The sequence below is a fragment of the Duganella dendranthematis genome (assembly GCF_012849375.1).
GTDB lineage: Bacteria > Pseudomonadota > Gammaproteobacteria > Burkholderiales > Burkholderiaceae_D > Rugamonas > Rugamonas dendranthematis.
Window position 1 is genome coordinate 3,574,056 of record NZ_CP051684.1, and the last position, 22,027, is coordinate 3,596,082.

21 protein-coding genes are annotated in these 22,027 nt (G+C 62.9%); 18 read left to right on the forward strand and 3 right to left on the reverse strand.

Going from position 1 to position 22,027, the window contains the following annotated elements; genetic code table 11:
- Positions 1-13 precede the first annotated feature (13 nt).
- From mraZ to HH213_RS16395, 16 genes are all read left to right on the forward strand, one after another.
- The gene (gene mraZ / locus HH213_RS16320; RefSeq protein WP_110847277.1) at positions 14-442 is read left to right on the forward strand and encodes a division/cell wall cluster transcriptional repressor MraZ; all 429 of its coding nucleotides are present in this window, start codon (positions 14-16) and stop codon (positions 440-442) included.
- Positions 443-453: 11 nt separating this feature from the next.
- Entirely contained in the window at positions 454-1,425 is a 972-nt protein-coding gene (gene rsmH, locus HH213_RS16325) for a 16S rRNA (cytosine(1402)-N(4))-methyltransferase RsmH (protein WP_169112903.1), read from the forward strand.
- Positions 1,422-1,697 (forward strand): cell division protein FtsL, encoded by a 276-nt coding sequence (gene ftsL / locus HH213_RS16330; protein WP_110847275.1) that lies wholly within the window; start codon positions 1,422-1,424, stop codon positions 1,695-1,697. The genes rsmH and ftsL overlap by 4 nt, the downstream gene beginning before the upstream one ends.
- Complete coding sequence (locus HH213_RS16335; RefSeq protein ID WP_110847274.1) at positions 1,694-3,469, forward strand: peptidoglycan D,D-transpeptidase FtsI family protein; 1,776 nt, start codon at positions 1,694-1,696, stop codon at positions 3,467-3,469. Before ftsL ends, HH213_RS16335 begins: the two co-directional genes overlap by 4 nt.
- Positions 3,466-5,025 (forward strand): UDP-N-acetylmuramoyl-L-alanyl-D-glutamate--2,6-diaminopimelate ligase, encoded by a 1,560-nt coding sequence (locus tag HH213_RS16340; protein ID WP_169112904.1) that lies wholly within the window; start codon positions 3,466-3,468, stop codon positions 5,023-5,025. Before HH213_RS16335 ends, HH213_RS16340 begins: the two co-directional genes overlap by 4 nt.
- The gene (locus tag HH213_RS16345) at positions 5,025-6,410 is read left to right on the forward strand and encodes a UDP-N-acetylmuramoyl-tripeptide--D-alanyl-D-alanine ligase (RefSeq protein WP_169112905.1); all 1,386 of its coding nucleotides are present in this window, start codon (positions 5,025-5,027) and stop codon (positions 6,408-6,410) included. Before HH213_RS16340 ends, HH213_RS16345 begins: the two co-directional genes overlap by 1 nt.
- 2 nt (positions 6,411-6,412) lie before the next feature.
- Positions 6,413-7,582, forward strand: coding sequence for a phospho-N-acetylmuramoyl-pentapeptide-transferase (gene mraY / locus HH213_RS16350; RefSeq protein WP_110847271.1), 1,170 nt, complete (start codon positions 6,413-6,415; stop codon positions 7,580-7,582).
- A complete protein-coding gene (gene murD, locus HH213_RS16355) occupies positions 7,582-9,189 on the forward strand; it encodes a UDP-N-acetylmuramoyl-L-alanine--D-glutamate ligase (protein WP_169112906.1) in 1,608 nt (535 codons plus the stop codon). Before mraY ends, murD begins: the two co-directional genes overlap by 1 nt.
- The gene (gene ftsW, locus HH213_RS16360; RefSeq protein ID WP_110847269.1) at positions 9,189-10,409 is read left to right on the forward strand and encodes a putative lipid II flippase FtsW; all 1,221 of its coding nucleotides are present in this window, start codon (positions 9,189-9,191) and stop codon (positions 10,407-10,409) included. The genes murD and ftsW overlap by 1 nt, the downstream gene beginning before the upstream one ends.
- The gene (gene murG, locus HH213_RS16365; RefSeq protein ID WP_169112907.1) at positions 10,406-11,485 is read left to right on the forward strand and encodes an undecaprenyldiphospho-muramoylpentapeptide beta-N-acetylglucosaminyltransferase; all 1,080 of its coding nucleotides are present in this window, start codon (positions 10,406-10,408) and stop codon (positions 11,483-11,485) included. The genes ftsW and murG overlap by 4 nt, the downstream gene beginning before the upstream one ends.
- Positions 11,482-12,873, forward strand: a complete 1,392-nt coding sequence (gene murC, locus HH213_RS16370) for a UDP-N-acetylmuramate--L-alanine ligase (RefSeq protein WP_169112908.1) — start codon at positions 11,482-11,484, stop codon at positions 12,871-12,873. The genes murG and murC overlap by 4 nt, the downstream gene beginning before the upstream one ends.
- Positions 12,874-12,876: 3 nt before the next feature.
- Positions 12,877-13,836, forward strand: coding sequence for a D-alanine--D-alanine ligase (locus tag HH213_RS16375; protein ID WP_110847266.1), 960 nt, complete (start codon positions 12,877-12,879; stop codon positions 13,834-13,836).
- 7 nt (positions 13,837-13,843) lie between these two features.
- On the forward strand, positions 13,844-14,647 hold the full coding sequence (locus tag HH213_RS16380; RefSeq protein ID WP_110847265.1) for a cell division protein FtsQ/DivIB: 804 nt from the start codon (positions 13,844-13,846) through the stop codon (positions 14,645-14,647).
- Positions 14,648-14,661: 14 nt separating this feature from the next.
- A complete protein-coding gene (gene ftsA, locus HH213_RS16385) occupies positions 14,662-15,894 on the forward strand; it encodes a cell division protein FtsA (protein WP_110847264.1) in 1,233 nt (410 codons plus the stop codon).
- A 111-nt stretch (positions 15,895-16,005) separates the two neighbouring features.
- Positions 16,006-17,232 carry a cell division protein FtsZ gene (ftsZ, locus tag HH213_RS16390; protein WP_110847263.1) on the forward strand — a complete coding sequence of 409 codons (1,227 nt, stop codon included), beginning with the start codon at positions 16,006-16,008 and terminating at the stop codon, positions 17,230-17,232.
- Positions 17,233-17,314: 82 nt separating this feature from the next.
- Complete coding sequence (locus tag HH213_RS16395; RefSeq protein WP_110847262.1) at positions 17,315-17,818, forward strand: peroxiredoxin; 504 nt, start codon at positions 17,315-17,317, stop codon at positions 17,816-17,818.
- Positions 17,819-17,846: 28 nt separating this feature from the next.
- Here HH213_RS16395 and HH213_RS16400 read toward each other — a convergent pair whose 3' ends face one another.
- Positions 17,847-18,293, reverse strand: a complete 447-nt coding sequence (locus HH213_RS16400; protein ID WP_169112909.1) for a DUF2628 domain-containing protein — start codon at positions 18,291-18,293, stop codon at positions 17,847-17,849.
- 77 nt (positions 18,294-18,370) lie between these two features.
- Positions 18,371-19,444: a fumarylacetoacetate hydrolase family protein gene (locus tag HH213_RS16405; RefSeq protein ID WP_169112910.1), complete on the reverse strand. Its 1,074-nt coding sequence runs from the start codon at positions 19,442-19,444 to the stop codon at positions 18,371-18,373.
- A 195-nt stretch (positions 19,445-19,639) separates the two neighbouring features.
- On the opposite strand from HH213_RS16405, the gene HH213_RS16410 reads away from it, so the two are divergent.
- Both HH213_RS16410 and lpxC read left to right on the forward strand, forming a co-directional pair.
- The gene (locus HH213_RS16410) at positions 19,640-20,482 is read left to right on the forward strand and encodes a DMT family transporter (protein WP_169112911.1); all 843 of its coding nucleotides are present in this window, start codon (positions 19,640-19,642) and stop codon (positions 20,480-20,482) included.
- Between the two features lie 23 nt (positions 20,483-20,505).
- Positions 20,506-21,441: a UDP-3-O-acyl-N-acetylglucosamine deacetylase gene (gene lpxC / locus HH213_RS16415; RefSeq protein WP_110847258.1), complete on the forward strand. Its 936-nt coding sequence runs from the start codon at positions 20,506-20,508 to the stop codon at positions 21,439-21,441.
- Positions 21,442-21,445: 4 nt separating this feature from the next.
- Here lpxC and HH213_RS16420 read toward each other — a convergent pair whose 3' ends face one another.
- Positions 21,446-21,931, reverse strand: coding sequence for a DciA family protein (locus tag HH213_RS16420; protein WP_229263027.1), 486 nt, complete (start codon positions 21,929-21,931; stop codon positions 21,446-21,448).
- Positions 21,932-22,027 lie beyond the last annotated feature (96 nt).

Here is a 22,027-nt window from a genome sequence, read left to right on the forward strand (position 1 = left end):
AAAAGGTAATCACGTGTTTCAAGGCGCGTCCGCAATCAATCTCGATGCCAAAGGCAGGATGTCCATCCCTGCCAAGCACCGTGACGCGCTGTCGATCCAGTGTGAAGGCCGCCTCACCCTGACGCGCCATCCCGACGGCTGCGTCATGCTGTTCCCCCGTCCTGTGTGGGAACAACACCGTCAACAGATCTCCGCCTGGCCCCTGCAAGCGCGCGCCTGGCAACGCATTTTCCTCGGTTACGCCACCGACGTGGAAATGGACACCGCCGGCCGCATCCTCATTTCGCCCGAACTCCGCGCCGCCGTCGGCCTGGACAAAGAGGTGATGATGATGGGCATGGGTTCCCACTTCGAGATCTGGGACGCCGCCAAGATGGCGGAAAAAGAGCAGCAGGCCCTGGAGGCCGGCACCCCTGATGTACTTGCCAATTTCTCCTTCTAAGGCCCCCTTTCATGACCACGACAACGGTGCCTGAATTCCAGCATCGCACGGTGCTGCTAGACGAAGCAGTCGATGCGCTGGCGCTGGCCGGCGCGCGCGCCGACGGCGTGTTCGTCGACGGCACCTTCGGCCGCGGCGGCCACTCGCGCTTGATCCTGTCCAGGCTGGGCGCCAAGGCGCGCCTGGTGGCGTTCGACAAGGATCCGCAGGCCATCGCCACCGCCGAACAGATCAACGACCCGCGCTTCACCATCGTCCACGACAGCTTTGCCACCATGCGCGAGTCGCTGGCGGCCAACGGCGTCGATCAGGTGGACGGCATCCTGCTCGACCTGGGCATCTCGTCGCCGCAGGTGGACGACGCCGCGCGCGGCTTCAGTTTCCGCAACGACGGCCCGCTCGACATGCGCATGGACACCACACGCGGTATGTCGGCGGCGGAGTGGCTCGCCACTGAAAACGAACAGACACTGGAAAAGGTGATAAAGGAATATGGGGAAGAACGGTTTGCTTTTCAGATTGCAAAGGCGATTGTTGCTCGCAGGGCAGTCGAGCCAATTTCAACCACACGACAGCTTGCCGGCATCGTGGCAGGCGCGGTCAAGACTCGGGAAAAGGGCAAGGATCCGGCAACCCGCACATTTCAAGCTATCCGGATTTTCATCAATAAAGAGCTTGAAGACCTTGAAGTCGGTCTGACCCAGGCCTACGCTAGTCTGGCGCCGGGTGCGATCATCGCCATCATCAGCTTCCACTCGCTGGAAGACCGCATGGTGAAGCGCTTCTTCGCCTCCAAGGCCAACGTCGAGCAGCCCGACCGCCGCCTGCCGATCCGCGCGGTGGACCTGCCGCAGCCGGAACTCAAGCTGCTGGCCAAGATCAAGCCGTCAGACGAGGAAGTCGACGCCAATCCGCGCGCCCGTTCGGCGGTGATGCGCGTGGCGCGCCGCCTGCCGATTCCTTCGGATGCGGAGGCTGCATGAGCGGTAAGATCAACCTGGTGTTGACGGCGTTGCTGGTCGCGTGCGGCCTGTCGCTGGTCAACGCGCAGTACCAGGCGCGTCACCTGTTCATCGAGCTGGAACGCGCGCAGACGCAGGCGCGCCAGCTGGACATCGAATGGGCCCAGTTCCAGCTGGACCAGTCGACGCTGGGCAAACACGCGCGGATTGAAGAAATCGCGCGCCGCGATCTGAACATGACGCAGCTGACCGCCGCGCGCACCCAATACCTGACGCCGGAGCCAGCAAAATGAGCCGCTCCAACAATGTGAACACCTCCCGCGTGGCCGCCTCCAAAGGCGTGGCCTTCTCCAAGAGCCCAGTGCTGGCAGTGCGTCTGCCGACCTGGCGTTCGCGCGTGGTGCTGTTCGTATTGTTCGCCGCCTTCGTGGCGCTGGGCGTGCGCGCATTGTGGTTGCAGGGCGTGTCGACCCAGTTCCTGCAAAAGCAGGGCGCCAGCCGCTATATGCACACGCTGGAACTGCCGGCGACGCGCGGCAAGATCACTGACCGCGACGGCCAGGTGCTGGCGTCGTCGGTGCCGGTCAAGGCCATCTGGGCGATCCCGGAAGACGTGCAGGAAGCGCCGCCGGCCAAGCTGAAACAGCTGGCCAAGCTGCTCGACATGACCGACGCCGAGCTGCAGAAAAAACTCGACTCGGACCGCAGCTTCGTCTACCTGAAACGCCAGGTGGAGCAGGACGTGTCTGACCAGATCGCGAAGCTGGATATCGACGGCATCCAGACCCGCAAGGAATACAAGCGCTTCTACCCGCAGGGCGAAGTGACAACCCACGTGGTGGGCTTCACCAACGTTGAAGACCAGGGCCAGGAATCGATGGAACTGGCGCAGCAGAAAACCCTGCAAGGCATGACCGGTAGCCGTCGCGTGATCAAGGACCGCCTGGGCCACATCGTTGAAGATATCGAGTCGGTGCGCGAGCCGCACGACGGCAAGGACTTGACGCTGTCGATCGACAGCAAGATCCAGTACATCGCGTTCACGCAGGTGAAGGACGCGGTGGAGAAGTTCCACGCCAAGGCCGGTGCGGCCGTGGTGCTGGACGTGCACACCGGCGAAGTGCTGGCGCTGGCCAACTGGCCAACCTACAACCCGAACGACCGCTCCAAGCTGACCGGTGAACAGCTGCGCAACCGCGTGATGACCGACACCTTCGAGCCGGGATCGTCGCTGAAGCCTTTCACCGTGGGCCTGGCGCTGGACGAGAAACGCATCACGCCGCATACCATGTTCGACACCGGCGCCGGTTCGGCGCTGATCGGCGGCCATATCATTCACGATACGCACCCGCACTATCTGATCGACGTGCAGACCATCATCCAGAAGTCCTCCAACATCGGCACGTCGAAGATCGCGCTGGGCATGCCGGCACAGGATATGTGGGAGATGTTCACCAAGGTCGGTTTCGGCCAGCAGCCGAAGTGGGGCTTTCCCGGTGCGGTGGCGGGCCGCGTGCGTCCGTATAAATCGTGGCGCGTGGTCGAGCAAGCCAATATGAGCTTCGGCCAAGGTATCTCGGTGTCGCTGATCCAGCTGGCGCGCGCCTACATGATCTTCGCCCGCGATGGCGACATCATTCCGCTGTCGTTCCAGAAAGTGACCGAGGCGCCGCATGGCACGCCTGTGGTCAGCCCGAAGACCGCCGCTGAAATGCGCGAAATGCTGGAAATGGTCACGCAGCCAGGCGGCTCCGCCGTCAAGGCGCAAGTGCCGGGCTATCGCGTCGGCGGCAAGACCGGTACCGCGCAGAAGGTGCTCAACGGCCGCTACTCGCAATCCAAATATATTGGTAACTTCATCGGCATGGCGCCGATGTCGAATCCGCGCTTCATCATCGCCGTCATGATCGACGAACCGGGCGGTCCGGTGCACGTCGGCGGCGACGTCGCCGGTCCGGTGTTCTCGGCACTGGCGGCGCAGGCGCTGCGCGCCAAGAACGTGGCGCCGGACTCGGACCTGACCCATATCATCATTCCTGAATCTGCAGCACAGGGGAACATGTGACGACTTCTACTTTCGACCCTTTGGCTATTGCAGCCGCAATCCGCAAGCTGGCGCCAGGCGCGCAGTTGGCGTCGGATTCGCGTCGCATCAAGCTGGGCGATGTGTTCTTTGCCTATCCGGGCGACGCCGGCGATGGCCGCAGCTTTATCGACGGCGCCATCGAACAGGGCGCGGCGCTGATCGTGCTCGATCCGGCTGGCTTTGCGTGGAACGACAAGTGGAGCGTGCCTTACCTGACGGTCGAGGACCTGAAAAAGAACGCCGGCGTCATCGCGCACGCTTTCTATGCGCAGCCGGATGCCGGCATGTTCACCGTGGCCGTTACCGGCACCAACGGCAAGACCTCCAGCGCCGTGTGGCTGGGCCAGGCCCTGTCGCGCGGCGGCGAACCGGCTGCCGTCATTGGCACGCTGGGTGTGGGCGTGTTCCGTCCGCGCGGTGAAGTGGATTACGACGTCACCGGCTACACAACGCCGGACGCGGTGCTGCTGGCGCGTTCGCTGGCGGACCTGCGCGACAAAGGCGCGACCTCGCTGGCGATTGAAGCCTCGTCGATTGGCCTGGAACAGGGCCGCCTGTCGGGCATGCGCTTCGACGTGGCGCTGTTCACCAACTTGACGCGCGACCACCTGGACTACCACGGCACCATGGAAGCCTACGAGGCGGCCAAGCTCAAGCTCTTCCAGTGGCCTGGCCTGAAAACCGCCGTCGTCAATCTGGACGATCCAGCGGGTGTGCGCATCATCGATCACCTGAAAGCGCAGGCTGCGCCGCTGGCCGGCGAGATTCCATTGATCGGCTACACGCTGCACGACAGCACCGCGCGTCCGGACATCGACGGCGTGCTGATACTGCGCGCCAGCCAGCTGCGCGCAGGCCGCAGCGGCGGCACCGAATTCCATCTGGAGTGCGCGCTGGGCGTGGCGCAAGTGCGCACGCATCTGGTGGGCGGCTTCAATATCAGCAATGCGCTCGGCGTGATGGGCGCGATGCTGGCCAAAGGCCTGGGCCTGCGCGCCGCCATCGAAGCGGTGGAAGCACTGGAGCCGGCGCCGGGCCGCATGCAGCAAGTCGGCGGCCATGATGCACCGCTGATCGTCATCGACTACGCACACACGCCGGACGCGCTGGAGAAGACCCTGGCCGCGCTGCGTCCTGTGGCCACCGACCGCGGCGGCCAGCTGTGGTGCGTGTTCGGCTGCGGCGGCGACCGTGATCCGGGCAAGCGTCCGCAGATGGGCAAGCTGGCGCAGGCCGCCGACCACGTGCTGGTCACCAGCGACAATCCGCGCAGCGAAGATCCGCATTCGATCATCGAACAGATTTTGGCCGGCATGGACCAGAACAATCCGGCATCGACGGTGCAGGCGCTGGATGACCGCGCCGCCGCCATCCTGTCGGCAGTCAAGCATGCGGCCAAGCCGGATGTGATCCTGCTGGCCGGTAAAGGCCACGAGCCGTACCAGGAAATCAAAGGCAAGAAGCTGCCATTCTCCGACGCCGATCATGCGCAACTGGCGCTGTCGGCACGCTTAACCATGATGAGGACGAATTAATGCGTGCAGCACTCGCACAAATTCTGCCTTCCCTGACCGGCGCCCGCCTTGTGGGTGACGGCGAAGTTGTATTCAACGGCGTCTCCACCGACAGCCGTAGTGTCATCGCAGCCAATCTGTTCGTCGCGCTGCGCGGCGAAGTGTTCGACGCTCATAGCTTCCTGCCGCAGGCAGCGGAGAAGGGCGTCGCCGCCGTCATCGTCGAAGAACTGCCGGACGGCTTTACGCTGCCGGCCATCGTGGTGCCGAATACGCTGGTGGCGCTGGGCCAGATCGCCAACTACTGGCGCAAGCAGTTCAGCATGCCGGTCATCGGCGTCACCGGCAGCAATGGCAAGACCACGGTCAAGGAGATGATCTCCGCGATCCTGGCGGCAGCACACGGCGAAGAAGGCCGCCTGGCCACGCGCGGCAACCTGAATAACGAAATCGGCGTGCCACTGACGCTGTTCCGTATGGACGCCAGCCAGCATTCGGCCGTGATCGAGATGGGCATGAACCATCCGGGCGAAATCGGCCGCCTGGCCGCCATCGCCGGCGCCAACATTGCCATGGTCAACAACGCCCAGCGCGAACACCAGGAATTCATGCACACCGTGGAAGCAGTCGCGCGCGAAAACGGCGCCGTGCTGGCCGCGCTGCCGACCGACGGTGTCGCGGTATTCCCGCATGGCGACGAGTTCACGCCGGTGTGGGAAGAGCTGTCGGCCGGGCGTCGCATGCTGCGCTTCGGCTTGAGCAAGGAAGCGGAAGTCAGCTGCACTTTCCGCGCCAGCGATTTCGAAAGCGAGATGTTCATCACTATCTGCGAAAGCGAGGCCGATACGCAGCAGTTCTTCGTGCGCCTGCAAGCGGCCGGTGAGCACAACGTGCGCAATGCGCTGGCTGCGGTGGCGTGCACTTACGCCGCCGGCATCGCGCTGGAAAAGATCAAGCTGGGACTCGACACCTTTGCGCCGGTCAGCGGCCGCCTGCAGAAGAAACAAGCCGCCAATGGTGCGGTGGTCATCGACGATACCTACAACGCCAATCCGGATTCGGTGCGCGCTGCCATCGACGTGCTGTCGAAAGCCGCCGCGCCGCGCATTCTGGTGCTTGGCGATATGGGCGAAGTCGGCACGCAGGGCCGCGAGTTCCACGAAGAAGTCGGCGCGTACGCGCAAACGAAAGGCATCGAAACGGTGCTGGTTACAGGCGAACTGGCTGCGCACATCAACGGCGCACGTGTTCGTCATTTTGAAAACTTTGGCGATTTGCTGGCTGCTGTCGAAGCAGCGGTATCGCCTGATGCAACTGTATTAATCAAGGGCTCCCGTTTCATGAAAATGGAGCGGGTCGTGCAGCATTTGATTGGGTCGCAACAAGCTAACAAGGAAAGTCACTAATCATGCTGCTCTGGCTCGCACAATTTTTCCAGCAGGACGTCGGGTTACTCCGGGTGTTCAACTTCATCACGTTCCGCGCGGTGTTCGCCACCGCGACGGCGTTGTTCATCGGCCTGGCCGCTGGTCCGTTCGTGATCCGCAAGCTGACCGCGATGAAGTATGGCCAGGCCGTGCGTACCGATGGTCCGCAGACCCACCTGAAAAAACAAGGCACGCCGACCATGGGCGGTGTGTTGATCCTGCTGTCGATCGCGATTTCCACGCTGCTATGGTGCGATTTGTCTAACCGTTTGATCTGGCCTGTGCTGATCGTCACGCTGGGCTTCGGCGCGGTGGGCTGGGTGGATGACTACCGGAAGGTGGTGTACCAGGACCCGGAAGGCATGCGTTCGCGCGAAAAGTACTTCTGGCAGTCGCTGGTCGGCATCGCCGCCGCGCTGTACCTGGCGTTTTCGGTGTCGGCGCCGAGCACTTCGCAGGTGTTCGAGCTGTTTTTCGCCTGGGTGCGTTCCGGCTTCGAGATGGACCTGCCGCCCAAGGCTGACTTGATTGTGCCGTTCTTTAAGACCATCAGCTATCCGCTGGGCGTGTGGGGCTTCATCGCGTTGACCTACTGTGTCATCGTCGGCTCGTCCAACGCCGTTAACTTCACTGACGGCCTGGATGGCCTGGCCATCATGCCGACGATTATGGTCGGCTCGGCCCTCGGCCTGTTCGCTTACCTGACCGGTAGCGCCAACTATTCGAAGTATCTGTTCCTGCCGCATATTCCTGGCGCGGGCGAACTGATTATCTTCTGCGGCGCGCTGGCTGGTGCTGGTCTGGCGTTCCTGTGGTTTAACACCCATCCGGCGCAGGTGTTCATGGGGGACGTCGGCGCGTTGGCGCTGGGCGGCGCGCTGGGCACCATTGCGGTGATCGTGCGTCAGGAGATTGTGTTGTTCATCATGGGTGGCATCTTCGTTGCGGAGACGGTGTCGGTGATGATCCAGGTGGTGTGGTTCAAGTACACCAAGAAGCGTTATGGCACCGGCCGTCGCGTGTTCCTGATGGCGCCACTGCATCACCACTTTGAACAAAAAGGCTGGAAAGAGACCCAGGTCGTCGTTCGCTTCTGGATTGTGACGATGATTCTGGTACTGGTTGGACTCTCAACGTTGAAACTGCGCTGATGATTTACGACGGCAAAAACGCACTGGTTTTAGGGCTGGGAGAATCCGGCCTGGCGATGGCGCTGTGGCTTGCCCGCAGCGGCGCGCGCGTGCGCGTGGCCGATACGCGTGAGTCGCCGGATCGCCTTCCTGCTTTGCGTGCCGCCGTGCCGGATGCGGAATTTGTCGCCGGCCCATTTGCCGCGTCGCTGCTGGAAGGCGTGGACTTCGTCACCGTCAGCCCGGGCCTGGCGCCAGGCCGCGACTTGAAAGAGATTGCGCCGGCCGCCGCTGCCGCCGGCATTGAAGTGTGGGGCGAGATCGAACTGTTCGCGCAGGCGCTGGAAGCGCTGAAGGCGGAACGCGGCTACGCGCCGAAAGTCATCGCCATCACCGGCACCAATGGCAAGACCACTGTCACCACGCTGGTCGGACAGCTGTGCGAGCGCGCCGGCAAGACCGTGCGCGTGGCCGGCAACATCAGCCCCGCTGCGCTGGACGTGCTGCGTGAAGTGCTGGACGCCTCGCCAGCGCCGGCCGCCCCGGCCGGCCAGGACGCATCCGATGCCGCGCCAGCCGACGACGCCGTCGCTCCGCCTGCTGCCGACGCGCCATCGCCCACCACGCAGCTGCCGGAAGTCTGGGTACTCGAACTCTCGTCCTTCCAACTGCAGACCACCTTCACGCTGGAAGCCGACGCGGCGACCGTATTGAACGTGACACAGGATCACCTGGACTGGCACGGCGACATGCCATCGTACGCCGCCGCCAAGCACCGCATCTTTGCCGCCAATACCGTGCGCGTCCTGAATCGCGACGACGCCACCACCATGCGCATGGCCAGCGCCACCGGCCATAACGTCACCTTCGGCACGGACGCGCCAGTCCTGCGCGACGACCTTGGCCTGAACAACGAGCGCGGCGTGCTGTGGCTGGCCACCGCCGTTCCGGCCGAAGAAGAGGGCGAACCGAAGAAGCGCAAAAAGAACGATCCTCCGCCACCGCCAGTGGAATGCATCGTCAAGAACCTGATGCCGGCCGACGCGCTGCAAATCCGCGGCGTCCACAACGCCGCCAACGCGCTGGCCGCGCTGGCTCTGTGCCGCGCCATCGACCTGCCGCTGGCGCCGCTGCTGCACGGCCTGCGCGAATATCGCGGCCAGCCGCATCGCGTGGAACTGGTCAGCGCCATCAATGAAGTTGAATACTACGACGACAGCAAAGGCACAAACGTCGGCGCCACCGTGGCCGCACTGAATGGACTGGGCAAAGCCTTCACCGGCGCCAACCAGCGCCTGGTGGTCATCATGGGCGGCGACGGCAAAGGCCAGGACTTTGCGCCATTGGCCGACCCGACCGCGCAGTTTGCCCGCGCCGTGCTGCTGATCGGCCGCGACGCGCCGCAGATTCGCGCCGCGCTGCAAAACACCGGCGTCGCGCTGGAAGACTGCGGCACCGACCTGCCGCAAGCCGTCAAGCGCGCCAGCGAACTGGCGCAAGCCGGCGACGCCGTGCTGCTGTCGCCGGCTTGCGCCAGCATGGATATGTTCAAGAACTACGCGCATCGCGCCCAGGTGTTCATCGACACCGTGCGTGACATCGCTCTCGACGCGGGACAGGAGATCTGATGCCGCTCCAGCTGCCATTCCGCTTTGGCGCCAAGTCGGCCGAATCGCCGATGGATAGCCGCGCGCGGCAGTCGAAGATGATGGAGTACGACCAGCCGCTGGTCTGGGTCACCCTGTTGCTGATGCTGCTGGGGATGGTGATGGTGTACTCGGCATCCATCTCGCTGCCGGATTCGCCGAAGTTCGCCAACTATGTCCGCTGGCAGAATACCTACTTCCTGCAGCGCCAGGCGATGTTCATCGCCGTGTCGCTGATCGCCGGCCTGTTCGTGTTCCGCATCCGCATCGCCGACTTGCAGAAGGCCGCGCCGTACCTGTTCATCGGCACGCTGGTGTTATTGGTGGCGGTGCTGATTCCCGGCCTGGGCGTGGTGGTCAACGGTGGCCGCCGCTGGTTGTCGCTGCGCGTGTTTAACGTCCAGCCTTCGGAATTGATGAAGGTCGTGGCCGTGCTATACGCCGCCGACTACACGGTGCGCAAACAGCAATACATGCACAAGCTGACCAAAGGCTTTATGCCGATGGCGGCGGCGGTCGGCTTCGTCGGCCTGTTGCTGCTGCTGGAGCCGGACCTCGGCGCTTTCGGTGTGATCGTCTGCATTGCCATGGGCATCCTGTTCCTGGGCGGGATCAATGCCATCTGGTTCGGCGGTATCGGCGCCGTGCTGGTGGTGATCTTCGGTTCCATCATCGCGCTGTCCAAGTTCCGCCGCGAGCGCTACTTCGCCTACCTCAATCCGTGGGAAGAAGACAACGCGATGAACAAGGCTTATCAGCTGACGCACTCGCTGATCGCTTTTGGACGTGGCGAGATTTTCGGCGTAGGCCTTGGCGGCAGCGTCGAGAAGCTGCACTATTTGCCGGAAGCGCATACCGATTTCCTGCTGGCGGTGATCGGTGAAGAACTGGGCCTGGCCGGCGTGCTGGTGGTGATCGCGCTGTTCTACTGGATCATCAAGCGCGCCTTCGATATCGGCCGCCAGGCCATCGCCATCGACCAGACCTTTGCCGGCCTTACCGCCAAGGGCATCGGCATCTGGATCGGCGTGCAGACGTTTATCAACATGGGCGTGAATCTGGGTTTACTGCCAACCAAGGGCTTGACCCTGCCGCTGATGAGCTATGGCGGCACGGGTGTTGTGATTAACTGCGTCGGACTCGCGATCCTGCTCCGGATCGACTACGAGAACCGGGTTCTGATGCGTGGTGGCAGACTATGAAACGATTGATGATTATGGCGGCCGGTACGGGCGGTCATATTTTCCCTGGCCTGGCGATCGCGCAAACCATGCGCGCGCGCGGCTGGGAAGTGAGCTGGCTGGGCACCTCCACCGGTATGGAGCAGGACCTGGTGCCCAAGCACGGCATCGCCATGGACAGCATCCACTTCACCGGCATGCGCGGCAAGGGCATCAAGCACTCGCTGGGCGGCGCGCTGAAGATGGTCAAGGCGTTCAAGGATTGCTTCAGTTTCATCGGCCGCCGCAGGCCGAGCGTTGTGATGGGTATGGGCGGTTATGTGACCGTGCCGGGTGGCCTGATGTCGCGCATGCGCGGCACGCCGCTGGTGCTGGTGAACGCCGACGCGGCGCTGCTGCTGTCGAATAAAACGCTGGTGCCGTTCGCGGACCGGGTGTGCTTTGGTTTCCCTGCCAATTTCGGCAGCGCTGCAGGTAAAGCAGTGGTCACTGGTAATCCGGTGCGCAAGGAGATCCTGGACATGGCAACGCCGGCCGAGCGTTTCGCCGGCCGCGAAGGTCCGTTGCGCATTCTGGTGGTGGGCGGCAGCCTGGGCGCCAAAGCGCTGAACGACAGCTTGCCGGCCGCGCTGGCGCTGATCCCGGAAGGCCAGCGTCCGCTGGTGACCCACCAGTCGGGCAAGAAGAATATCGATGCGCTGCGGGCGGCGTATCAGCAGGCCGGCGTAACGGCCAACGTGGTCGACTTCATCGACGATATGGCTGCGGCTTACAGCGTTGCGGATCTGGTGATCTGCCGCGCCGGCGCCATCACGGTGTCGGAACTGACTGCGGCCGGCGTGGCCAGCGTGCTGGTGCCGTTCGTGGCCTCGACCACCAGCCACCAGCGCGACAACGCGCAGTGGATGGCGGCACAGAAGGCGGCGATTCACATGCCGCAAACGGAATTGAGCGCGCAAGCAGTTGCGACGCTGTTGGAAACGCTGACCCGCGCCGCCTGCCTGGCCATGGCCACGGCGGCGCGCGAGGTCGGCAAGCGCGATGCGAATGAAGCAATCGCACAGGTATTGGAAGAATTAGCATTGGATAAGCTGTGAAACACAAAGTACAGAACATACACTTCGTCGGCATCGGCGGCAGCGGCATGAGCGGCATTGCGGAAGTGCTGCTCACGCTGGGCTACACCGTGTCCGGCTCGGACCTGGGCAGTAACGCTGTCACCCAGCGCCTGGCCGATATGGGCGCGATCGTGTATCAGGGCCACGCGGCGGAAAACATCGGCAAGGCGGACGTCGTCGTCACCTCCACAGCTGTACAGCAGGACAACCCGGAAGTTGTGGCGGCACGCAGCCGTAAAGTGCCGATCGTCCCGCGCGCGCTGATGCTGGGCGAGTTGATGCGCCTGAAGCGCGGCATCGCCATCGCCGGCACGCACGGCAAAACCACCACCACCAGCCTGGTGGCGTCCGTGCTGGCGGCGGGCGGTCTCGATCCGACCTTCGTTATTGGCGGCCGCCTGACCAGCGCCGGCGCCAACGCCAAACTGGGCACCGGCGAATACCTGGTGGCGGAAGCCGACGAGTCGGACGCTTCGTTCCTGAATCTGACGCCGATGATCGAAGTGATCACGAATATCGACGCCGATCACATGGAAACCTACGAGCACGATTTCGAGAAGCTCAAGCAGGCTTTCGTCCACTTCACGCACCGTCTGCCGTTCTACGGTCGCGCCATGATGTGCATCGATGATCCGCATGTGCGCTCGATCCTGCCGCAGGTGACCAAGCCGGTGACCACCTACGGCTTCGCCGAAGATGCGGAAGTGCGCGCCGTGAACGCGCGCGCCGTCGGTGTGGAGATGCACTTCACCGTCAAGCAGGAAGGCTATCCGGACCTGGACGTGGTGCTGAACCAGCCAGGCATGCACAACGTGCAGAATGCCTGCTCGGCGATCGCCATCGCGCGCGAGATCAATATCCCGGACAGCGCCACGCAAGCCGGCCTGGCTGGCTTTGCCGGTGTTGGCCGCCGCTTCACCAAATATGGCGATGTGGCCATTCCTGGTGGCGGCGCATTCACGCTGGTGGACGACTTCGGCCATCATCCGCTGGAAATGGAAGTGACCATGGCCGCCGCGCGCGCCGCCTATCCGGGCCGCCGTCTGGTGCTGGCGTTCCAGCCGCACCGCTACAGCCGCACGCGCGACCTGTTCGAAGACTTCGTCAAAGTCCTCGGCGCGCCGGACGTGCTGGTGCTGGGCGAGGTGTATGCCGCCGGCGAAGCGCCGGTGGTGGCGGCCGATGGCCGCGCGCTGGCGCATGCATTGCGCGCACGCGGCAAGACGGAACCGATTTTTGTTGAGGTGATCGGCGATATGCCGGAGACCATCATGGGCGTGGTGCGTGACGGCGATGTCGTCATGACCATGGGCGCAGGCTCGATCAGCGGCGTCCCGGCCAAACTGACTAATTATCCAAAGGTCTGAATCGTGAGTACCCTGAACCTTCAAGACGCAAAATCATTCGGCAAGGTAGGCGTGCTGTTTGGCGGCCGTTCCGCGGAACGTGAAGTATCCAATATGTCCGGCGCCGGCGTGCTGGCGGCGCTGCTGAGCAAGGGCATCGACGCCCACGCCTTCGATCCGGGCCAACGTTCGCTGGCCGAACTGGCGGCGGAAAAGTTCGACCGCGTGTTCATCGCGCTGCATGGCCGCTACGGCGAAGACGGCAGCCTGCAAGGCGCGCTGGAACTGCTGGGCATTCCCTACACCGGCAGCGGCGTGATGGCCAGCTCGGTGGGCATGGACAAGATCACCACCAAAATCGTGTGGCTGAACGCCGGCTTGCCGACGCCGCGCTACGCGGTGCTGAACGCGCAATCGGACCTGGCGGCCACCGCCGCCGATCTGGGCTTGCCACTGATCGTCAAGCCGCCGCATGAAGGTTCGACCATCGGCATCACCAAGGTCAGCGAAGCCGGCGCCTTCCAGGCCGCATACGACATTGCCGCGGCGCTGGACGACTCGGTGCTGGCGGAGGAATTTGTCACCGGCCGCGAATTTACGGTGGCCATTCTGGGTGGCGGCGCCGCTGCACGCGCGCTGCCGATCGTGGAGATCGTCGCACCGGAAGGCAATTACGACTATCAGAACAAGTACTTCACCGACGACACCAAGTATCACTGCCCGGCCGTGCTGCCCGAGGCGCTGACCGCCGAGATGCAACGCATCGCGGTGGAAGCCTACCGCGCGCTGGGCTGCGAGGGCTGGGGGCGCGTCGACGTGCTGCTGCGCGAGCGTGACCAGAAGCCGTTCCTGCTGGAGGTGAATACCTCGCCGGGGATGACCAGCCACTCGCTGGTGCCGATGGCGGCGCGCGCGGAAGGCATCAGCTACGAAGACCTGTGCGTGGAAATCCTGCGCACGGCGCGTTTGAAGATGAAGGGATAAGCAGTAGATGTGGCAAGACGCGAAGGCTTTGAATGCAACCGCCAGCGGCATCGTTGCGATGACGCTGCTGGCCTGCATAGCAGCCGGCGTGTGGTGGGTGTCGCAGCGGCCGATGTTCAACCTGCGCACCATCCGTATCGAGAGTATCGGGCCGCAGGACGATTTGCGGCATGTGAATCACCTGACGCTGCGTAACAACGCGCTGGGTCGGATCAAGGGCAACTTCTTCACCACCAACCTGGATGCGGTACGCCAGGCGTTTGAGTCGGTGCCCTGGGTACGCCGCGCAACGGTACGCCGCGAATGGCCTGACCAGCTGATCGTGGCGCTGGAAGAGCATGAGGCGTTGGGCACCTGGGGCGAGGATGGCAGGCTGCTGTCGACCAAGGGCGATGTGTTCACCGCCAACCTGGCCGAGGCGGAAGAGGATCACGCGCTGCCGGAGTTTGATGGTCCGGACGGCAGCGAGAAGGAAGTGCTGTCGCGGTACGACGAGTTGCGCAACTGGTTCGCGCCGCTCAAGCTGGTGCCGCAGGCGCTGTCGCTGTCGGGCCGCTATGCGTGGACGGTGAGGCTGGATAACGGAATGAGCGTGGCGCTGGGACGGGAACAGACCAGCACCACGTTGAAGGAAAGGGTAGACCGGCTGGTGGGCATTTATCCGCAGCTGGTGGAGCATCTGCCCAATATAGAAACGATCGACATGCGGTACCAGAACGGTTTGGCGTTGAGCGCGCAGGGATTGAAGATCCCAGCGGAAGGCGCGAAGCCAAAACCATTAGTGAAAAAACCGGACACCAAGCATAACTAGCAGGCAGAGAAGAAATGACTAAAGACGCGAAAAACCTGATCGTCGGCCTCGATATCGGCACCTCCAAGGTGGTGGCCGTGGTGGCCGAGGTGATGGCCGATGGACGCCACGAAGTGATTGGCCTGGGCCAGCACGAATCGCGAGGCCTGAAGAAAGGCGTGGTGGTCAACATCGAAGCGACCGTGGAATCGATCCAGCGCGCGCTGGAAGAAGCGGAGCTGATGGCCGACTGCAAGATCCGCAATGTCTACGCCGGCATCGCGGGCAGCCATATTCGCAGCTTCAATTCGAGCGGCATGGTGGCGATCAAGGACAAGGAAGTGACGGCGACCGACGTAGCGCGCGTCATTGAAACGGCAAAGGCGGTTAACATACCGACCGACCAGCAACTGCTGCACACCGTGCCGCAAGAGTTCATCGTCGACAGCCAGGAAGATGTGCGCGAGCCGATCGGCATGAGCGGCATCCGCCTGGAAGTCAAAGTGCACATCGTCACGGGCGCGGTATCGGCGGTGCAGAACATCGTCAAGTGCGTGCGCCGCTGCGGCCTGGAAGTGTCGGACCTGATCCTGCAACCGATGGCCTCCGCCGACGCGGTGCTGACCGGCGACGAGAAGGAACTGGGCGTGGTGCTGATCGACATCGGCGGCGGCACCACCGACGTTGCGGTGTTCTCCGACGGCGCGATCCGCCACACCGCCGTGATCCCGATCGCCGGCGACCAGATCACCAACGACATCGCGATGGCGCTGCGCACGCCAACCACCGAAGCGGAAGAGATCAAGATCCGCTACGGCGTGGCCAAGCAGGTGCTGGCCGATCCGGGCGAATCGCTGGAAGTGCCGGGTCTGGGCGACCGCGGTCCGCGCAACCTGTCGCGCCAGGCGCTGGCGGCGGTGATCGAACCGCGCGTCGAAGAGCTGTTCGCGATGGTGCACCAGGTGGTGCGCGAGTCGGGTTATGAAGGCGTGCTGTCCTCGGGCATCGTGCTGACCGGCGGCACCGCGATCATGCCGGGCATGGTCGAAATGGCGGAAGACATATTCCTCAAGCCGGCGCGCCTTGGCACGCCGGACTACCGTGGCCAGCTGGCCGACGTGGTGCGCAGTCCGCGCTACGCGACCGTGCTTGGCCTGTTACAGGAAGCGAAAAAGCAGTACCTGCGTGGTCACATCGTCACGCGGCAGGATGGATCGGTAAAGGCAGTCTGGCAGCGCATGAAGGAATGGTTCCTCGGGAACTTCTGAGGCAGGGCACACACAAATTTTTTTATATTAAACCGCAGTTTTCAATCTCCAGTTCTCCTACAATTATGAGGACTGGCGCTTGGAAACCGCATTCTGATAGGGAGTCACATCATGGAGTTCGATATGGTCGATAACGCAGCTTTAGGCACCGTCATCAAGGTCGTCGGCGTTGGCGGTGCGGGTGGCAATGCGGTGCAGCACATGATCAACAAGGGCATGTCGGGCGTCGAGTTCATCGCCGCCAACACCGACGCGCAAGCACTGGCCACCTCGAAGGCCGACAACATCATCCAGATCGGCGAGACCGGCCTGGGTGCAGGCATGAAGCCGGACGTCGGCCGCAAGCTGGCGGAAGAATCGCGCCAGCGTATTGAAGACTCGCTGCGCGGCGCGCACATGGTGTTCATCGCTGCCGGCATGGGCGGCGGCACCGGTACCGGCGCGGCACCGATCGTGGCCGAAGTGGCAAAGTCGCTGGGCGCGCTGACCGTGGCCGTGGTGTCGAAGCCGTTCTCGCACGAAGGCCAGAAGTGCATGGACATCGCCGATGAAGGTCTGGAACAGCTGTCGGCCAACGTCGACTCGCTGATCGTGATCCTCAACGAAAAGCTGGAAGAGATCTACGAAGACGAATCGCTGATCGAATGGCTGCAACACGCTGACGATGTGCTGAATAACGCGGTCGCCGGTATTGCCGAGATCATCAACGTGCCGGGCCACATCAACGTCGACTTCAACGACGTCAAAACCATCATGGGCGAGCAGGGCAAGGCCATGATGGGCACCGCCACCGCCTCCGGCGTGGACCGCGCGCGCATCGCCGCCGAACAAGCCGTGGCCTCGCCGCTGCTGGACGGCGTCGATCTGTCGGGCGCCCGCGGCGTGCTGGTGAACGTCACCGCATCGCGTGGCCTGAAAGGTAAAGAGATCAAGGAAGTCATGGCGGCCGTGCGCGCGTTTGCGGCGCCGGATGCGTCGATCGCACAAGGTATCGCCTACGACGACGACATGGGCGACAGCATCCGCGTGACCGTGGTTGCGACCGGCCTGGGCAAAGCCAAGAAGCACGTGCAACTGGTGCCGCAGCAGATGCTGCGTACCGGCACCCACAACAGCCCGATGATGCCATCGGCTGCCATGGGTGGCGCGGCGGCGGCGCAAGGTATGTCGATGGGCGCCACCGGCGGCATGGGCGGCGGCGCATCGCCAGCCTTCGACGGCATGAAGGCGCCGGCGGTATGGCGTCGCGAATCGGCTTCCGAGCAGGTGCGCGCGATGGAGAAGAACGGCATGGAAACCTACGACATTCCAGCCTTCCTGCGCAAACAGGCCGATTAAGGCATACTGCCGGTTCTATTCCGGGAAGAGCCGCACCTCGGGTGCGGCTTTTTTTATATTGATACAGATAAAGGAGTCATCCATGACCATCAAAATCGGCGACCAATTGCCAGAAGGCAGTTTGTCCGAATACATCGAAATCGAAACCGAAGGCTGCTCGCTGGGTCCGAACACGTTCAACGTGCAGGACCTGGTCAAGGGCAAGACCATTGCCATCTTCGGCCTGCCAGGCGCGTTCACGCCAACCTGCTCGGCCCAGCACGTGCCGGGTTATGTGCAGCATGCGGAAGAATTCAAAGCCAAGGGCGTGGATGAAATCTGGTGCATCTCGGTCAATGACGCGTTCGTGATGGGCGCCTGGGGCCGCGACCAGAAGGCCACCGGCATCGTCCGCTTCATGGCTGACGGCAACGCCGCATACTCGAAAGCACTGGGCCTGGACGCCGACTTCAGCAAGTTCGGCATGGGCACCCGCTCCCAGCGCTACTCGCTGCTGGTAGTGGACGGCGTGGTCAAGCAATTGAATGTCGAACAGGGCGGCAAGTTCGAAGTGTCGAACGCTGAAACCCTGTTGGGCCAGCTGTAATCAAGACGGCGCCAATGGCGCCGTTTTTTTACCACCAGCCGTTGTCCTTCAAGACCAGCTTGCGATAGTAATCGGTGTTGGAACGCAGCATGCACCATGCCGCTGCTGCGATGTTGACGCCAAATTTCAGTGGACCCAATTCGTTGTCTGGCGACGCCAAATCAATCAGCATGAGTGGCACAAAACCCAGCAGCCAGTAGACGAGCGCTTTGCGCCACATACCTTTGACGAGAAAGTAAAAGGGGCCGAAAAGAAACGCCCAGATATTCCAGGTCATGCGGAAGTGTTCGCCAAAGCTGAGTTGCTGACGCATCGGCAGGCCAGGGCCACCGGCCTTCTCGATCAAATCAAAGCGTATGCGCCATATTTGCGAAATGTCGTCCGGCAGATCGGCTGGCGGCATGGTTGTTCCGCAAGCGGTACAGTTGACCAAGGCCGCGAGATTCTCCACGCCGCAATTCTGACAATTGGACATGACGTGCTCCATGTGGAAACAGGGAAGCTCATCATGTCATCCGTATGACCGAATAATTTTGATTTGCAGCAACTAAACTAGCCTTCCGCCTTGATGACGTTGCGGATGACGCCGATGCCGGTGACTTCGGTTTCCATCACGTCGCCGGGCTTCATGAATTCCGGCGGCTTGCGGCTGAAGCCGACGCCGGAGGGCGTGCCGGTGGTGATGATGTCGCCCGCGTCCAGCGTCATGCCGCGCGATAACTCGGCGATGATGCGCGGAATCTTGAAGTACATCTGCTTGTAGCTGGCGTTCTGCTTTTCCACGCCGTTGACGCGGCTGATGATGCGCGCGTCGTCCAGATTCAAGCCGGCCGCTGTGACGATCCATGGTCCCATCGGGCCATAACCGTCCAGGCTTTTGCCTTTGAACCACTGGCCGCCATGGCGCTTCTGCTGGACGTCGCGGGCGGTGGTGTCGTTATAGACGGCGTAGCCGAACACGTGGTTCATCGCCTGCTCTTCTTTGATGTTGCGTCCGCCACGGCCAATGACCACCGCCAGTTCCGCTTCCCAGTCCACCTGCGTCGAGTTGCTGGCGTCGAAGGGGATGGTGTCGAACGGGCCGTTCATGGTGTTGACGCCCTTGGTGAAGAACACCGGATTGGCCGGGTACTCGTTCACCACGCGGTCGACGCGCGCCGCTTTGCCTTCCTCAAAATGATCGAGGTAATTCCAGCCGACTGCGTAGATGTTGGCGCGTGGACGCGGAATCGGCGACAGCAGGCGCACGTGGTTGACGGTGGGACGCATAATGCGCAGCAGGGCGGCGCGCTCGGCCAGTGCATGCACCTGCACCAGGCCCGGGTCGCCGCTATCGATCAGCGACAGCATGGAATCGGGATCGAACGCCAGCTTGACCTTTTGCCGCTTGGCTTCGGCGCCGACATCGATCACCTGGCCGTCATCGAACACGACGCCGACACGCGGCTTGTCATGCTGACCCGGCGCGAAGGTGACCAGGCGCAGGCCCAGCTTGGCCGCCAGCGGCGCAATGGCGCCGATCTGTGGCGCCTCGGTCTCGACCTCGGCCGCAGCCGCCTGCCCCAACACGCCCACCGCTGCACTGGTGGCGCCCAGCTTGAGAAAATTACGACGATTTTCCTGCATGCCTGTCTCCCGATGTGAGTTTCGGATGATTGTATGCGATCTCACGCCACTGCCGATGACCGGCTAGGTCACTTGCTATAATGGCAGCGACGGCGTCCCGCGCCGTGCTGGCTCCGGGCGTCGCCATGATGACGTTCTCTCCATCGGGAGCTTCCTCTGTCCAGTCGTCAAGAAAATCTGCACAGCATCTACGCGATGCTGACTGCGGTTGCCATGTTCTCCTTCATGGACACCAGCATGAAGCTGCTGTCCGCCCATTATCCCGCCATGCAGGTCACGGCGCTACGTTCGCTCAGTTCGCTGCCGCTGCTGTGCGGCTACATGCTGTACCGCGGCGCGTTCAAGACGGTGCTGCGCGTGCGCTGGCCGATGCACGTGTTCCGCGCCGTGCTCGGCATCGCCATGCTGACTACCTTTGCCTACGGCCTGAAGTCGCTGTCGCTGGCCGAGGCGTATTCGATCTTCTTCATCGCGCCGGCGCTGATTACGGCGCTTTCTGTCTGGGTGCTGAAAGAGCACGTGGTGGCCGGGCAGTGGGTGGCGATCGCGGTCGGGCTGCTGGGCGTGCTGGTGGTGCTGCGGCCCGAAGGCACGGGCTTTCTGTCGCTGGGCGGCCTGGCGATTCTGGCGGCGGCGGCCTGCTATGCGGTGTCGGCCATCAGCGCGCGCGTGCTGGCGCGCACCGACAGTACCGAGGCTATGATGTTCTGGCTGCTGACCTTGATGGCGGTCGGCGCGGTGGCGCTGTCGTACAACAGCTGGGTGCCGGTGCGCGCCGAGCATGGCTGGATACTGCTGGCGCTGGCCTTGTCGGGCTTCTTCGGCCAACTGGCCATCACCAAGGCATTTAGCACCGGCAAGGCGTCGATCGTGGCGCCGTTCGAGTACACGGCGCTGGCCTGGGGCGTGGCGATCGACTGGCTGTTGTGGCAGGCGCTGCCGGACGGCTATACGCTGCTCGGCGCCGGCATCATCATCGCCAGCGGCGTCTACCTGGTGCGGCGCGAAGCGGTCCATGTTGAAGCCGAGCATCCTTGACCACAGTTCGCTATAATCGCCTGATGTTAAAACAACGCACTATCAAAGAACTGGTCCGCACCACGGGTGTCGGCCTGCACTCCGGCACCAAGGTCGAACTGACCTTGCGCCCGGCCGCGCCGGATACCGGCATCGTGTTCCGCCGCGTCGACCTCGACCCGATCGTGGAATTCCCGTCGAGCGCGATGGCGGTGGGGGATACCCGCATGGCCTCGGTGCTGGTCAAGGATGGCGCACGCGTCTCCACTGTCGAGCATCTGATGTCGGCCTGCGCCGGGCTCGGGATTGACAATTTGTATATCGAAGTCAGCGCCGAAGAAATTCCGATCATGGATGGCTCGGCGTCGTCCTTCGTATTCTTGTTGCAACAGGCGGGTGTGCTGGAGCAACCGGCGGCCAAGAAGTTCATCCGCGTGCTGAAGCCGGTGGAAATCCGCGAAGGCACGGGCGACAAGGAAAAATGGGCGCGTTTGCTGCCGCATGACGGCTTCAAGCTGGACTTCTTCATCGAGTTCAATCACCCGGCGGTGGACGGCACGCAGCAGCGCGCGCATGTGGATTTCGGCGATGTCTCGTACGTGCACGACGTGGCGCGCGCGCGCACCTTCGGCTTCATGCAGGACGTGGAAATGCTGCGCGGGATCGGCCTGGCGCGCGGCGGCTCGCTGGAAAACGCGATTGTGATGGACGAGTACCGCATCCTGAATTCGGATGGTCTGCGCTATGAAGACGAGTTCGTGCGCCACAAGATCCTCGACGCGATTGGCGACCTGTACCTGGTCGGCCATCCGTTGCTGGCCAGCTACGAGGCGCACAAGTCCGGCCACGCGCTGAACAACCAGCTGCTGCTGGAGTTGCTCAAGCATCCGGACGCCTACGAAATCGTCACCTTCGACAGCAACGACGCCGCGCCGCAATCCTACGTGCGCCAGATGGCGCGTGAGTGGGCACTAACTTAAGTTGTTAGCCGCCGCCGGCGCGGCGGCGCGCCACCATGGCCTTGACGGCGTCGATCAGCTGGCTGTTCTGCGGACTGGCTTCCAATGAGCTGCTGAGCTGATCGAAGGCGTCCACCGCCGCCGGCGGCAGTTCCAGCGCCCGCATCTTTTCCTTGATTTCGACCGCCTTGGTCATCTGCACCTTGAGCTTGACGGCGGCTACCTGCCAGCCGCGCCGCGCCAGCGTGTCTTGCAGCTTGGGCAATTGCTGCTTCAGCTTGGCCGCCAGCGCCGTGGTCGGCAGCGACAGCACCAGCTGGCCGTCCTCGAACGCCAGGATTTCGCAGTGCTTGAACATGGTGGGCAGGCAGGCGGCGCAATCCTTCTGCAGGCGCGCCATGCGTTCGACAGCCGGCAGCAGCGCCGCCATGCGGTCGTTGCGGCGCAGGAAGTCGGTGGCGCCGACGGCAGTGGGGCGTTTGAGCGAGATATTGGAGGAGTTGAAGCGCATGCGGCGAAACATATCACAGATCGCCCACCCACCCTAAAATCCTTACCAGCGGTTAAAATCGGGTTGATTTTGTGACATTGTTCACCTAGCGGCTAT

Coding starts and splice junctions, on each gene's coding strand:
- lpxC (WP_110847258.1), top strand. CDS start 20,506: ATGTTAAAACAACGCACTATCAAAGAACTGGTCCGCACCACGGGTGTC.
- HH213_RS16420 (WP_229263027.1), bottom strand. CDS start 21,931: ATGCGCTTCAACTCCTCCAATATCTCGCTCAAACGCCCCACTGCCGTC.
- ftsL (WP_110847275.1), top strand. CDS start 1,422: ATGAGCGGTAAGATCAACCTGGTGTTGACGGCGTTGCTGGTCGCGTGC.
- HH213_RS16410 (WP_169112911.1), top strand. CDS start 19,640: ATGCTGACTGCGGTTGCCATGTTCTCCTTCATGGACACCAGCATGAAG.
- ftsZ (WP_110847263.1), top strand. CDS start 16,006: ATGGAGTTCGATATGGTCGATAACGCAGCTTTAGGCACCGTCATCAAG.
- mraY (WP_110847271.1), top strand. CDS start 6,413: ATGCTGCTCTGGCTCGCACAATTTTTCCAGCAGGACGTCGGGTTACTC.
- ftsW (WP_110847269.1), top strand. CDS start 9,189: ATGCCGCTCCAGCTGCCATTCCGCTTTGGCGCCAAGTCGGCCGAATCG.
- HH213_RS16345 (WP_169112905.1), top strand. CDS start 5,025: ATGCGTGCAGCACTCGCACAAATTCTGCCTTCCCTGACCGGCGCCCGC.
- rsmH (WP_169112903.1), top strand. CDS start 454: ATGACCACGACAACGGTGCCTGAATTCCAGCATCGCACGGTGCTGCTA.
- HH213_RS16380 (WP_110847265.1), top strand. CDS start 13,844: ATGTGGCAAGACGCGAAGGCTTTGAATGCAACCGCCAGCGGCATCGTT.
- HH213_RS16400 (WP_169112909.1), bottom strand. CDS start 18,293: ATGTCCAATTGTCAGAATTGCGGCGTGGAGAATCTCGCGGCCTTGGTC.
- HH213_RS16335 (WP_110847274.1), top strand. CDS start 1,694: ATGAGCCGCTCCAACAATGTGAACACCTCCCGCGTGGCCGCCTCCAAA.
- murG (WP_169112907.1), top strand. CDS start 10,406: ATGAAACGATTGATGATTATGGCGGCCGGTACGGGCGGTCATATTTTC.
- ftsA (WP_110847264.1), top strand. CDS start 14,662: ATGACTAAAGACGCGAAAAACCTGATCGTCGGCCTCGATATCGGCACC.
- HH213_RS16405 (WP_169112910.1), bottom strand. CDS start 19,444: ATGCAGGAAAATCGTCGTAATTTTCTCAAGCTGGGCGCCACCAGTGCA.
- HH213_RS16395 (WP_110847262.1), top strand. CDS start 17,315: ATGACCATCAAAATCGGCGACCAATTGCCAGAAGGCAGTTTGTCCGAA.
- murD (WP_169112906.1), top strand. CDS start 7,582: ATGATTTACGACGGCAAAAACGCACTGGTTTTAGGGCTGGGAGAATCC.